Origin of the sequence: Sodalis sp. dw_96 (assembly GCF_018449575.1) — a bacterium.
Taxonomy (GTDB): domain Bacteria; phylum Pseudomonadota; class Gammaproteobacteria; order Enterobacterales; family Enterobacteriaceae; genus Acerihabitans.
On the sequence record NZ_JAAVUT010000001.1, the window covers coordinates 353,529 to 366,930 of the forward strand.

Genomic DNA, 13,402 nt, shown 5'->3' on the forward strand with positions numbered 1-13,402 from the left:
GCAACACTATGTTTAGCACCAGCCTTACCGGTACCGATTTTCTCTACTTGCTGCAAGGGGCGGGGGTAACTCTGGAACTGACGTTTTGCGCCATGCTGGCGGGCACCGTGGCCGGTGTGGTTATCGGCATTCTCTATACCCTGCTGCCCCGGCTCTCCATCCCTCTGGCCTGGTTTATGGATATTTTCCGCAGCGTGCCGTTGCTTATTCAGTTCGTGCTGTTCAACGCCTTCAAAAGCATTATCGGTCTTAACCTGAGCGCCTTTGCCGTCGCCTGCGTGGTGCTGGGCATTTATACCGCCTCCTTTTGCGGGGAAATCGTGCGCGGCAGCGTGCTATCGGTGCCGGACAACCTGCAGCGGGCCGGACGCTCCCTGGGCATGAACCGCAGCCAGTCCCTGCGCCATATCGTACTGCCGCTGGCGCTGCGGGTGGCGTTTCCCAGCTGGCTCAGCCTGTCGTTATCCGTGATGAAGGACACCGCGCTGGTGATGTGGATAGGCATCATCGAATTGCTGCGGGCCTCGCAAAACATTATTACCCGCATTCAGGAACCGCTGCTGGTGCTGTGCATCGCCGGGGCCATTTACTACCTGATGAGCCTCGTGATCGCGCGTATCGGCGTCCGGCTGGAAAAAAGGTGGCAGGAAAATGATTGAAATAACAGATTTACACAAATCCTACGGCAACCTTGAGGTGGTGAAGGGCGTCGACCTAACGGTGAATAAAGGAGAGGTGCTGTCGATCATCGGCGGTTCCGGCTCGGGGAAATCCACCCTGTTGATGTGCATCAACGGTCTCGAACCCATACAAAAGGGCCGGATATTGGTGGACGGCGTCGAGGTTCATGACCGACGCACCGATGTGAATAAACTGCGCTGCAAGATAGGCATCGTGTTCCAGCAGTGGAACGCCTTTCCCCATTTGACGGTACTGGAAAACGTCATGCTGGCGCCACGAAAGGTGCTGGGGAAAAGCAAACAGGAAGCGGAGGAGATGGCGGTGCGCCAACTGACCCACGTCGGCCTGGCGAACAAACTGTCCGTCTATCCCAGCCGTCTTTCCGGCGGACAGCAGCAGCGCATGGCCATTGCCCGTGCACTGGCGATGTCGCCGGACTATATGCTGTTCGACGAGGCCACCTCGGCCCTCGATCCTCAACTGGTGGGGGAAGTCTTGGATACCATGCGGCTCTTGGCGGAGGAGGGCATGACCATGATCCTGGTAACCCATGAAATCCGGTTCGCCCGGGATGTTTCCGACCGGGTGGCGTTTTTGCATTATGGACGGGTCCATGAAATCGGTACGCCGGATCAGGTGATAGGCCAGCCTCAGCGTCCTGAAACGGCGGAATTTCTGAAATCGGTAAGATAGGGGAGCGGTATGCGTTCAGCCAAAATCATTCATGTCGTCAGTTGCCATGCGGAAGGGGAAGTGGGGGATGTCATTGTCGGCGGCGTGGCGCCGCCGCCGGGAGAGACACTTTGGCAGCAGTCCCGCTGGATAGCCAGTGACGAAACCCTGCGCAACTTTGTCCTGAACGAACCGCGCGGCGGGGTTTTCCGCCATGTCAATCTGCTGGTGCCGCCAAAGGATCCTCGGGCGGACATGGCGTGGATTATTATGGAACCGGCGGATACGCCGCCGATGTCCGGATCCAATTCCCTGTGTGTCGCCACCGTTTTGCTTGATAGCGGCATCCTGGAGATGCATGAACCGGAAACCCGGCTGGTGCTGGAGGCCCCCGGCGGTTTAATCGAGGTGCTGGCCCACTGCCGCAACGGCAAGACCGAACGGGTGGAAGTACGTAACGTTCCCTCGTTTGCGGACAAGCTGGATGCGGTGCTGGAGGTCCCCGGCATCGGCAGCCTGCGGGTGGATACCGCTTACGGCGGCGACAGCTTTGTTATTGTCGACGCCCAAACGCTGGGTTTTGCCCTTACCGCCGACGAAGCCGCCGACCTGGTGGCGACCGGGTTGAAAATCACCCGCGCCGCCAACGAACAGCTGGGTTTTGTCCATCCGCTGAACCCGGACTGGGATCATATCTCCTTTTGCCAGATTGCCTCAACGGTCAACCGTGATGAGCAGGGCTTAAGCGCCACCAATGCGGTGGTGATCCGCCCGGGAAAAATCGATCGTTCCCCCTGTGGCACCGGCTGTTCGGCGCGGATGGCGGTCTTACACGCCAAGGGCCTGCTGGGGGTAAACGACCCTTTTATCAGCCATTCCATTATCGGTTCCACGTTTCACTGCCGCATCGATGGCCTCACCGATGTGGCCGGCAAACCGGCTATCCTGCCGCGCATTGCCGGGCGGGCGTGGATTACCGGTACCCACCAGCTGCTGTTGGACCCGGCGGATCCCTGGCCGCAGGGCTATCGCCTGTCCGACACCTGGCCGATGGGGATTCAACCACGTTAACGTACACAGCAAACGCTATTTGCAGAGCGTTTAATCAATAGATACCCGATAGATTTCGAGTCGCAGCAAGGCGGCAAGCTCGTGACGAATCTGTCCGGAACAGATTTGTCACGAGTGAAGTCAACACGGCTGCGACTTGAAAGATGAAGGGTTTAGTATACGAAATACCATTTAATCGAGAGGTGAAATAGCATGGCGCAACAGGTTAGCTGGAGTGGGGTATTCCCTGCCGTTACCACCCAATTCAACGACGATTTTTCCGTGAATCTGGAGGCCACCCATCAGGTGATCAATGCGCTGATCCGCGACGGGGTGTCCGGTCTGGTGATTTGCGGCACGGTGGGTGAGAACACCTCCTTGAGCATGGGAGAAAAGGTCAGCATTGTGGAAATGGCCAAAGATGCGGCCAAGGGCCGGGTGCCGGTGATTTCAGGTATCGCCGAATTCACCAGCGCCAACGCCTTGACGATGGCCAAAGAGGTGCAGCGTATCGGCGCGGACGGCATTATGTTGATGCCGGCGCTGGTTTACTCTTCCAAGCCCTTTGAAACCGCGGCGCATTATCGCACCGTGGCCAGCGGCATCGATTTGCCGGTGATGGTGTATAACAATCCGCCGGTGTATAAAAACGACGTGACGCCGGATATTCTCATTTCCCTGGCGGATTGCGAAAACATCGTCTGTTTCAAGGATTCTTCCGGCGATACCCGCCGTTTCATCGATGTGCGCAATGAGGTGGGGGATCGTTTTGTGCTGTTCGCCGGGCTGGACGACGTGGTGCTGGAGAGTATTGCCGTCGGGGCGGTAGGTTGGGTATCCGGGATGTCCAACGCCTTCCCGAAAGAGGGAGAGACCTTGTTCCGGCTGGCCAAAGCCGGACGCTTTGCCGAAGCGATACCTTTATATGAGTGGTTTATGCCGTTGTTGCATCTGGATGCCCGTCCGGATTTGGTGCAGTGCATCAAGCTGTGCGAAGCCATCATGCAGCGCGGATCGGCGCTGACCCGGCCGCCGCGTTTGGCGCTGCAGGAAGAGGAGCATCGTTATATCGATAAAATCATGCAGCACGCCCTGGCTCATCGTCCGCAGTTGCCGGATGTCGGCCTTTAAGTTAACCGCCGGTGGCGCCCGTGCGCAACGAGGGGATACAGCCGGGCCCCTCTTTTAATTCAGCAGCGCCAACAAATCCCGGTAGAGCGAATCCGGCAGGGTGATACCCTGTTCCAGACTGCGCTGCCGGGCTTCATAGCGCCGCTGTGACGGCAGGCGTCCGTTTTGCGCCATGGCGGCGAACAGCGGTTCGGCGCGGGCCAGGTGTTCCGCTGCCTGGGGGCCGAGAAAACGCCGGGGGTCGATGATGATAATCAGCTCGCCGTGATAGGGCAGCGCGCCGGCGCCATTGTCCCAGGCCCGGGATTCGGCGCTGGTGAAATCGCCGATCAAGGGTCCGGCAATCAATTCAATCATGGCGGAGAGGGCCGATCCTTTATGGCCGCCGAAGGTGAGCATGGCGCCGGCCAGGATGGCGGCGGCATCGGTGGTGGGCTGTCCGGCGTCATCAATGCCCCAGCCGGGAGGGACCGGTTTGCCTTCCCGCCGGTGCAGTTCGATTTCACCCCGGGCGATGGCGCTGGTGGCGAAATCGAACACGAACGGCAACTGTCCGGCGCGCGGCCAGCCAAAAGCGAACGGGTTGGTGCCGAACAGGGGTTTGCTGCCTCCCGCCGGCGCCACCCAGGCATGGCTGGGGGTGCAGGCTAGCGCCACCATGCCGGCGGCGGTGATTTCTTCAATCTCCACCCAGAGGGCGGAAAAATGCACGCAGTGGTTGATAGCAAAGGCCGCTAAGCCATTTTGCCGGGCTTTTTCCAGCGCCTGCGGCAGACCGCGGCGAAATGCCAGCGGGGAGAAACCGCCTTTGGCATCCACTTTCAGCAGCGCCGGGGCGATGTCGTGCGTTTCCGGCTGTGCGTCCGCCACTGCTTTGCCGGCCTTGAGGGTGGCGATGCAGCCCAGCAAGCGGTATAAACCGTGGGAGGCGCACTCGTCACGCTGGCCGGCGGCCATGGTGTCGGCGATGGCATCCGCCTGTTCTTCACTGAAACCATGGTGGCGCAGGATATTGTGCGCCAGGGCGTGGGTGTCTTCTAATGAAAGTTGTGCCATTCAATGCCTCGTTTTTCGGTGTTGTTGCACGACTTTCCCATGATTGACTCCGTCATGCTTGTTAAAATTCGTCGCTACGGATGTCGATTCTGGCACAGTTATCCTTCAACACGCTCGTTGCACGATCGATGATCGCGGGCCTACCGTGCCATGAGGCACTCCGGCGGGCGGAAAAACCACTCCCGCTTCGACCTCATTGGCGCGCTCTCCCTTTAACACGTTCGGTTGCATGCTCGGTGATGGCGGGCCTAGCGTGCCATGTGGCGCTCGGTCGAGCGGAAAAACCACGCCCGCTTCGACCTCATTGGTGCGCTCCCCCTTTAACAGATTCGCTGCACGATCGATGATCGCGGGCCTAGCGTGCCATGAGGCGCTCGGTCGGGCGGAAAAACCACGCCCGATTCGACCTCATTGGCGCGCTCTCCCTTTAACAGGTTCGCTGCACGCTCGGTGATAGCGGGCGTGGCCTGCCGACTAAAAGACTTGCCCCAGCCGGCCCAGCACCGAGGCTCCCACTAAGCCGCCCTGGGCGATAAATCTTCCCGGCACCACCAGGGGGTAGTCGTAACGATGCAGTACTCCGGCGCGCACTTCTAAATCCAGCGCGGCAATCAGCGGGGCGGAGGAGGCCAGGCCGCCGCCGGCGACAATCTTCGACGGACCGAGAATATTCACCAGCAGCGCCAGCGGTTCGGCCACCAGTTGCAGCCAGGCGTTCACCGTAAGCGTGCTGTCCGGCTGTTGATCCAACCAGCCGTCGACGATCTCCATGCTGGAACGATCCCGTTGGTGCAAATGGCGGTGCAGCCGTTCCATGCCGCGGGCGCCGCCGAGGGTATCGATGCAGCCGGTTTGCCCGCAGGGGCAAGGCAAACGGGGAATGGGATAGGTTTTGCCGTTAAGCGTCAGCTCGGTGCGGGTGATTGCGCCATGACCCCATTCGCCGGTGACGCCGCCGTAGCCGCGCACCAATTGGCCGTTAATCACCAGCCCGCCGCCGACGCCGGTGCCGAGAATAATCCCCGCCACTACCGAGCAACCTTGCGCCTCACCGGCATGGGCTTCCGCCAGGACAAAACAGTCCGCATCGTTGGCGGCGCTTACCGGGCGGTTTAAGACCGAGCAGAGTGCCGTCGCCAGCGGCCGGCCGGTAAACGCCGGGATATTCACCGACAGCAGTTCGCCGGTTTGCGGCGAAATCAGTCCGGCGGTGGATAGCGCCAGCGGGGTGTGCGGCGGTAAATCCGCGCCATATTGCGTTATCAGGGAGCGCATGGTCGTGACCACATCGGCCCAAGATGCGGTGGGGGTCTGCACTTTTACACATTCCTCAACTTCCCCGGCGCGGCGGGAGACGCCGAATTTGATAAATGAACCGCCGATATCGGCGCAAAAAACCGCTGAATCTCCGGGTGTGGCAACAGAGGCGCTCATAAAGGTCATTCCTGTAAGTCCCGCGGCTCGTCGCCAAAGAGGATGAAATCGGGCATCAGAGGCACCAAGGTCAGGCCGGGGAATCGCGAAAGATAAGGTAAGCCGATAAAATCACGGCCGTCGCTCAGTATGTTACCCCATTGAAAGCGCCGGCTGTACTCTCAACGCAGGGCAATATTGACGGCACGAATGGTTGTCGGCAAAAAAAACTTGCCTGGGTTATTCCACCTCGATTTGTTTTACCTGTAATTGGTCGCCGCTTTCCACCCGCAGGGCATGGCTGCCGCACAGGGGACAACCCGTGTCGTAACCCTGGACGGATACCAGCCTGTCGCACTGCCAGCACCACGCTCTCGCCGGCGCATAACTCACATGCAGCCGGCAGCCTTCAGCCAAGGTGTGGCGGCAGGCAGAGTCAAAGCAAAAACGCAATGCCTCCTCTTCGATGCATGAAAGGGCGCCGATTTCCAGCCATACGCCGGTTATCCGGCTGCCTCCATGCCGCCGCGCCTGATCTTCAATCAGCTCCAGCGCGCTCAGGCAAAGGGAGATCTCATGCATCGGTCCGGCCCTTGACGCGGGTTAATAACCACCGGCGATGCATATTTTCAGGGGCGTCGGCATCTCTTACCGGCAGCGCCAGCGCCATGCGGACGCACTGCTGCGCCAGTATCAGTGCCGGTTCGGCGGCGAGTTCCGCAGGCAGCGGCGACATCAGCGAACTGCTGAGATACTGACCGCAAGCGTCGCTCCCGCCCAGCGGATTAGTGTCGCTCCCGCACGGGGGGAACCCGGCGATTTCTCCCAGGGTAAAACCGACATTACCGCAGGGCAGGGCCAATGCCAGCCGCGTGCCCGCCGAACGGCGGGGCCACAGCTGCCCGGGCCCCGGCAACACCAGCAGACTGAGCATCCAGGGGGTCAGCAGGGCACCGATCCATTGCTGTTCAAACAGTTGAAAGTCGCAGGCGCGGATGGGGATTTGCGGCCGATAAAACGGCAAGGTGCGCATTTCACGCGCTGCAATACCGCTGAACAGGCGCTCCAGCAGAGGCTGCGGATTTTGCTCAAGGCCAGGAATGTATTCAGGCATGCCGGTTGTTCCTCGATATCACATTATGTTCGGGCATACCGGTTCTCCTTCAATTATCATGGGGCCTGGCACGCCGGTTTCCTCACGTTATCATTACAAATCCCGCTATCCCGATTCCGCTTCATTACGGCCGCGACGACGTAAGGAGGGTCGGTCTGCCGGCTGTTTCACAGCCCCGACGGCGTAAGATCGCCGGCCGGCCCCTTGGCGGTTTGCTGAGCGGCGTCGCGAGGGGCCGCGTTCACCCCCGCCTGGGCCAGCAGTGCCAGGATATGGGCCAGCGCCGGTTCAATGGCGGCGGTCGCCGTCGGCGTCAGGCCGATGCCCGGCGCCAGCGATGCCGGCTCTATGCCCACCAGCGTCAGCCGGCGTGGGAACTCATCCGTCAGATGCAACGCGGTCAATACGTCGGACAGGCCCAGTTGATGGGGAGATATTTTGCGGCTGAACAGCGCCGGCACTTCCGCGTCCCGCAGCACCGTTACGCTACCCGGTTCGGCGCCGGTGAGCACCGCATCGGCGACAATCAGGCTGTCGCGGCCGGCCATGACCTCCATCAGCGCCATGCCGGAGGTGCCGCCGTCCAGGATTTCCACCGGCGGCGACAGGATAAAACGCCGCTCCAGCGCTTCCACCACCCGCACGCCGACGCCTTCGTCCCCCAACAGCAGATTGCCGATGCCCAGAATCAGCATGTTCATTACACCACCCGCACGGCGGTCACTTCCGCGCCCGTCGTATCCACGATGTGCACCGCGCAGGCCATGCAGGGATCGAAGGAGTGAATGGTGCGCACCACTTCCAGCGGTTTGGCCGGATCCGCCACCGGGGTTCCCACCAGCGAGCGCTCGTAAGGGCCGGGTTCATCCTGGTTGCCGCGCGGGCTGGCGTTCCAGGTGGAGGGGACCACCGCCTGATAGTTGGCGATTTTGCCGTCCTTGATCACTATCCAGTGGGAGAGCATGCCGCGCGGCGCTTCCACGAATCCCACGCCGCGAATCTCGCCGCTTTGGGGGATATCATGCTTGATAAAGGTCTCGTGGTCGCCGTTGCCGATATTGGTTACCAGCGCCTGCCATTGCTGCGCCAGCGTTTCCCGCAGCACGCAGCAGTGCACGGCGCGGCCGACGATGCGGCCGGCGGTGGACGGCAATTGATCAGGACCCAGCTCCAGGCCGCTGAGCCGGCGGAAGTCGGCGCCGATATGGGCCAGATGTTTCCCGGTGGGTTCATGTCCGACCGCCAGACTGCACATTAGCCAGGCCAGTGGCCCCATTTCCACGGTTTTGCCATAGAAACTCGGGGCCTTGACCCAGGAGTATTTGCCGTCGTCCTGCCAGCCGGTATAGTGAGGCCGGGTTAACCCTTCCCAGGGTGCCAGGGGTTGATCGTCCTGATACCAGGCGTGTCGGGCGCTTTCCTCAATGCCTTTCATTAAATAAGGATCCCGGTGGCTGGTTATCGGGCGGAACGTGCCGTTTTCCAGGTAGCCCCCCGGCAGCAGGAATGTCTCCCCAGGGCCGTCAACGGGCAGTTCCGGGGCGCACAGGTAGTTGTCGGCGCCCTGGCCCAGGCTCAGCCACTCCGGATAGTGGGCCAGAATCAGCGCGGTATCCACTCGGTACACCTGCTCGATAAAGTCCCCCAGCCGGTCGATAAAGGTCTTGAGGTACATCAGGCGCTCCATGTTCAGCACGTTCGGCGCATCCAGGTTGATGGGATTGGCCACGCCGCCCACCGCCAGGTTCTGAATATGCGGCGTTTTGCCCCCCAGCATTGCGACGATGCGGGTGGCGTCGCGCTGGCACTCCAATGCCTGCAAATAGTGCGCCACCGCAATCAGATTCACCTCCGGCGGCAGCGCCATGGCCGGGTGTCCCCCGTAGCCGTTGGCGAAAATACCCAGTTGGCCGCTGGCCGCCAGATCGTGAATTTTACGCTGTACGCGGCTGAACTCCGCCGCGCTGTTCAGCGGCCAGTCCGACAGCCCCCGCAGCAGGTCTTCCGCCTTTTGCGGGTCGGCCTTCAGGGCTGAAACGATATCCACCCAGTCCAGTGCCGACAGCTGGTAGAAATGCACAATATGGTCGTGCAGGGTATGAGCCGCCAGAATGATATTGCGGATGTATTGCGCATTCACCGGCACCGCCATGCCGAGGGCATTTTCCACTGCCCGTACCGAGGCGATGGCATGTATGGTGGTGCAGACGCCGCAAATGCGCTGCACGATAATCCAGGCATCGCGGGGATCCTTGCCCTGTAGAATTTGCTCCATGCCGCGCCACATGGTGCCGGAAGACCAGGCCTTCACCACCTTGCCTTGTTCGATTTCGCAGTCGATGCGCAAATGTCCTTCGATGCGGGTGACGGGATCAATGGTGATGCGCTGACTCATGATCAACCTCTGTCTGATGATGATTGTGTACTACAATATGGGCCGGAAGTACCGGCAAGAGCCGAATCAATAAAATGTAGGCGCACACCTCGATGGCCAGGAATCCCACGCTTATCAGGATTTCGCTCGCAGTGGGGAAATAGTGGTAACCGTTGCCGGGATCGAATGCCAGCAGCGAATAGTCCATACGCCATAACACCGCGCCGAGGATCATGCACAGCGCGCCGGTGAACAGCAGCCGCGCGTCATAGCGGCAGGCTTTCAGGTTGAAAATGATAAGCGGCAACAGCATCAGCAGGATTTCACACCAAAAGGAGAGGGCGTAGCGATCCAGATGCCAGAGATAGGCGGTTTTATGCCGGAACAGCAGTTCGCCGAACCGCAGCACGATGAACAGGATCAGGAAAATATTGATAATCCGCGTCAGCCGGTAAAACAGCGAGGTCTCGCTGCCGCCGGCGCCGCGCAGGCCGGCCTGCACCAGAGAACCTTCGAACACCACCATGGAAAACCCCATGATAAAGGCGGTCAACAGGGAGAACAGCGGCAGCATTTCATAGCTTTGCCACAGCGGATGCACCTTGTAACCGGCGACAATCATCAGCGACCCCATGGAGGATTGATGCATCATGGGCAGCAGCGCCCCCAGGCCGATGACAAAGAACATAATGCTGTTCAGCCGCTTGAGGGGCAGATGCCAGCCCAGGCGTTCCAGCGTCGCCGGCGCGAATTCCAGCGCCATGACGCAGATATAGATGGTCATGCAGACCGCGGTTTCAAACAGCACCGAGGAGGTGTTGTATTGCCCCGGCAACAGGATATAGGGCAGGTTCCAGTAACGGCCGAGATCGATGGTGATGGACAGTCCGCCCAAGGCGTAGCCGAACAGGCTGGCCAACAGCGCCGGCCGTACCAGGGGATGATACTCGCCGCGATTGAACACATAGACCGTCCAGGCCAGGGCCCAGCCGCCGCAGGCCAGGCCGGTGCCCACCAGCAGATCGAAGGCAATCCACAGGCCCCAGGAATAACCGCCGTTCAGATCGCTTACCGCGCCGATTCCCATGATCAGGCGTTTGACAATCATCAGGCCGCACAGCGCGACGAAGGGCGCCAGCAGCAGCACCGGCCAGGTCAGCAGCCGGCCTCCCAGTGGTTTTGCTTCATGCGTCGTCATGATGGTCATTCTCCTCGTCCGGCGGATTTTTTTTCATGTTGCGGTGTACCAGGGTGGTGATCCCCGCCAGCAGCGCCAACGGGATCACCATGCCCTGGTACAGGGTATGCTGCAGATGTTCGGAGCGTTCGCCGGTGGACAGGGGGGCCAGGGGAGGCAGATCCAGTCCGGCGAAGGGGACGCCCGCCAACACCAGCACCTGGGTTCCACCGCCCTCCAGCTCGCCGTAAACATGCGGGGTATAGCGGGCCGCCTGTCGTTCATTGGTGTCATTATCCGTCAGTCGCTGCCGGGGATAGCGATACACCTCGCCGGCTTTCAGCCCTAGACGCCGTTTCGCTTCCGCCAGCAAATCCCTCCGGGCGCCGAAAATAACCGCACCGGTGGGGCACACCTCCACGCAGCCGGGCAATTCGCCGCGATCCAGACGCTCCAGCCCCTGCTGATTGCATAATTCACATTTATGGATCTTGCCCACCGGACTGTCGTAATCATATTTGGGCACGTCGAACGGGCAGGCCACCATACAATAACGACAGCCGATACACACTGACGGGTCATAGTGCACCACGCCGGTGACCGGATGTTTTTGCAGCGCGGTCACCGGGCAGACGGAAACGCAGTTCGGATCAACGCAGTGCATACACTGTTTTTTGATATAGGCGTAGCCGTTTTCCGGCTGGTCTTTGTGTTGGCCGTTGCCACTGCTCCAGACCTGAATAATATTGTTGGTGTAGGGACTGAGCTTATCGTTATTCGACCAGTTAACCTCGCCGCCGGCATAGGGGCCGCCGTGGGGACCCTGTTCGCTGTGGTTCACCTGCTGGCACTTGCTGACGCAGGCCTGGCAACCGATACACAGGGTTGAATCGTAAAGCATGCCCAAGGCGCCGGGGAGCGGCGCTTTGTTTTGCGCCGCGCCTTGGCCGGTGGCTGGGATGGCGGCCATCAGGACGCCGCCGGAGGCCAGTTTGAAAAAATGACGTCTGTTCACGGCTATTCTCCCCGTGGCGGTTGGCCGTCATTGTCGCGATGCTGCTTTTGCTGTCGCCCCAGTTCACGCACCGTCATCAGGCTGACCCCCGCCACCACGCCCACCACGCCGCCAATCAGTCCCATGGCGGTAAGCGAGACCTGGCCGCCTTCGGTTTTGTGAACCGCGGGTTTATCCACCCGGGGAGTGGGATTGGCGACGTTGGCCAATTGGGAAATGCCCTTGGTGAAGCCAATTCCTTTCTCGTTGCAACCGTAACAGGGATGACCAATGCCCACCGGCCAAATCCCTCCCCCCACATCGCAAAATTGCAGGGTGGAGCAGTTGCCGTAGGTTTCCGGACCTTTGCAGCCGAGATGGTAGAGGCACCACCCCTGCCGATGGCCTTCGTCGCCGAATTGCCGGGCAAAGCGGCCAGCGTCGAAATGCGGGCGACGTTCGCAGTTTTCATGGATCAGCCGGCTGTAGGCGAAGGCGGGACGATTCAGGCCATCCAGGGCCGGCGGACGCCGCCAGGTAATGATATGGGCCACCGTGGCCAGGAAGTTATGAGGATTGGGCGGACAACCCGGAATATTGATCACCGTTTTGCCGGGCAGCGTTTCCTGCAGACTGACGGCGCCGGTGGGATTGTCGCCGGAGGAGGGCACGCCGCCCCAGGCGGAACAGGAGCCGATGGCGATAATCGCCGCCGCGTTTTGTGCCGCGGCGCGGATATGTTCCACCACCGGTTTACCGGCAACCATGCAGTAAATTCCACCGTCCTTAAGGGGGATGGATCCATCCACCACCAGGATATATTTTCCCCGGTATTGCGCCATCACCTGGTTTTTATTCTGCTCGGCCTGTTCGCCGAAAGCGGAGGACAGCACCTCGTGATAATCCATCGAGATCATGTTTAACAGGAGATTTTCCAGGGTCGGGTGGGTGGCGGCCAGCAGCGCTTCCGTACAGCCGGTACACTCTTGTGCGCCGATCCAGATAACCGGCGGTCGGAGGGGAGAACTTACCGAGAGCGCCATTTCGGCGGCGGCCCCGGTGCTCAGTCCCATGGTGGCGGCCAGGGCTGTGCAAAGTTTCATAAAATCACGGCGGTTGATACCCTTCTGGGAAAGCAGCTGATTTTCCCCGGCCATGTTTATTATCCTTATTGTTCGAATTTTTCCACGCCTTTAGCGAAGGCTTTATGATCGAACTGATAACTTAATACCCATTAATGCCGCTCAAGTTAATCTGCATCAAATAAAATGAGGTTTTCCTATATTAATTCCATTAAAGACAACAGTTGATGAAAAAATACTTTTTTGTTAAGTGCTAAACGCGCTAATAAAATATTTTCCGAGTGCTAAATCGTGCCAGCTAATTTTTTATGATGTTTTTTTATAAAAGGCCGCTTGATGTCATGGTGACGCGGAAGAATCTGTCTTAAATGATTTATTTCATAAAAAACAGCAGGATGATTCGAGACGTAAACTTTTATCACCCCTGCGCCCAGCGCGGGGAAAATAACCCCGTGGCGTCAATAACAGTCTGTGACGCGTGAAAAAGGTCCCTTCTCGTCCCTGGATGCAATCCACGGATGCTGCCATTAATGCATTTTTGCATGTGGCCCTTGGTTGAACAAAAAAACGGGTATAGCACTATTTCGTTCTTCTTCACCGTCCGATGAAAAATTGAGGTGGCTCTTTAATTCCACAGGTCCAACGGTTATCGGACTTT

General features: G+C 59.5%; 13 protein-coding genes. 4 read left to right on the forward strand and 9 right to left on the reverse strand.

The window, feature by feature from the left end:
• The first annotated feature begins 8 nt into the window (after positions 1-8).
• The 4 genes from HB631_RS01535 (at position 9) to HB631_RS01550 (ending at position 3,534) form a co-directional block, all read left to right on the forward strand.
• Entirely contained in the window at positions 9-659 is a 651-nt protein-coding gene (locus HB631_RS01535; RefSeq protein ID WP_213989393.1) for an amino acid ABC transporter permease, read from the forward strand.
• Entirely contained in the window at positions 652-1,374 is a 723-nt protein-coding gene (locus HB631_RS01540; protein ID WP_213989394.1) for an amino acid ABC transporter ATP-binding protein, read from the forward strand. The genes HB631_RS01535 and HB631_RS01540 overlap by 8 nt, the downstream gene beginning before the upstream one ends.
• 9 nt (positions 1,375-1,383) lie before the next feature.
• The gene (locus HB631_RS01545; protein ID WP_213989395.1) at positions 1,384-2,424 is read left to right on the forward strand and encodes a proline racemase family protein; all 1,041 of its coding nucleotides are present in this window, start codon (positions 1,384-1,386) and stop codon (positions 2,422-2,424) included.
• Positions 2,425-2,616: 192 nt separating this feature from the next.
• The gene (locus tag HB631_RS01550) at positions 2,617-3,534 is read left to right on the forward strand and encodes a dihydrodipicolinate synthase family protein (RefSeq protein WP_213989396.1); all 918 of its coding nucleotides are present in this window, start codon (positions 2,617-2,619) and stop codon (positions 3,532-3,534) included.
• Positions 3,535-3,588: 54 nt separating this feature from the next.
• On the opposite strand, the gene HB631_RS01555 is transcribed toward HB631_RS01550, so the two are convergent.
• From HB631_RS01555 to hybO, 9 genes are all read right to left on the reverse strand, one after another.
• On the reverse strand, positions 3,589-4,590 hold the full coding sequence (locus tag HB631_RS01555) for an Ldh family oxidoreductase (protein ID WP_213989397.1): 1,002 nt from the start codon (positions 4,588-4,590) through the stop codon (positions 3,589-3,591).
• Positions 4,591-5,064: 474 nt separating this feature from the next.
• On the reverse strand, positions 5,065-6,024 hold the full coding sequence (locus HB631_RS01560; RefSeq protein WP_213989398.1) for an ROK family protein: 960 nt from the start codon (positions 6,022-6,024) through the stop codon (positions 5,065-5,067).
• 219 nt (positions 6,025-6,243) lie between these two features.
• Positions 6,244-6,585: a hydrogenase maturation nickel metallochaperone HypA gene (hypA, locus tag HB631_RS01565; RefSeq protein ID WP_213989399.1), complete on the reverse strand. Its 342-nt coding sequence runs from the start codon at positions 6,583-6,585 to the stop codon at positions 6,244-6,246.
• Positions 6,578-7,117, reverse strand: a complete 540-nt coding sequence (gene hybE / locus HB631_RS01570) for a hydrogenase-2 assembly chaperone (protein WP_213989400.1) — start codon at positions 7,115-7,117, stop codon at positions 6,578-6,580. The genes hypA and hybE overlap by 8 nt, the downstream gene beginning before the upstream one ends.
• A gap of 167 nt (positions 7,118-7,284) precedes the next feature.
• A complete protein-coding gene (locus HB631_RS01575) occupies positions 7,285-7,818 on the reverse strand; it encodes a HyaD/HybD family hydrogenase maturation endopeptidase (RefSeq protein ID WP_213989401.1) in 534 nt (177 codons plus the stop codon).
• On the reverse strand, positions 7,818-9,512 hold the full coding sequence (gene hybC / locus HB631_RS01580) for a hydrogenase 2 large subunit (protein ID WP_213989402.1): 1,695 nt from the start codon (positions 9,510-9,512) through the stop codon (positions 7,818-7,820). Before hybC ends, HB631_RS01575 begins: the two co-directional genes overlap by 1 nt.
• The gene (gene hybB / locus HB631_RS01585) at positions 9,490-10,689 is read right to left on the reverse strand and encodes a Ni/Fe-hydrogenase cytochrome b subunit (protein ID WP_213989403.1); all 1,200 of its coding nucleotides are present in this window, start codon (positions 10,687-10,689) and stop codon (positions 9,490-9,492) included. Before hybB ends, hybC begins: the two co-directional genes overlap by 23 nt.
• Entirely contained in the window at positions 10,676-11,683 is a 1,008-nt protein-coding gene (gene hybA, locus HB631_RS01590) for a hydrogenase 2 operon protein HybA (RefSeq protein ID WP_213989404.1), read from the reverse strand. The genes hybB and hybA overlap by 14 nt, the downstream gene beginning before the upstream one ends.
• Before the next feature lie 2 nt (positions 11,684-11,685).
• Positions 11,686-12,819, reverse strand: coding sequence for a hydrogenase 2 small subunit (gene hybO, locus HB631_RS01595; protein WP_213989405.1), 1,134 nt, complete (start codon positions 12,817-12,819; stop codon positions 11,686-11,688).
• Positions 12,820-13,402 lie beyond the last annotated feature (583 nt).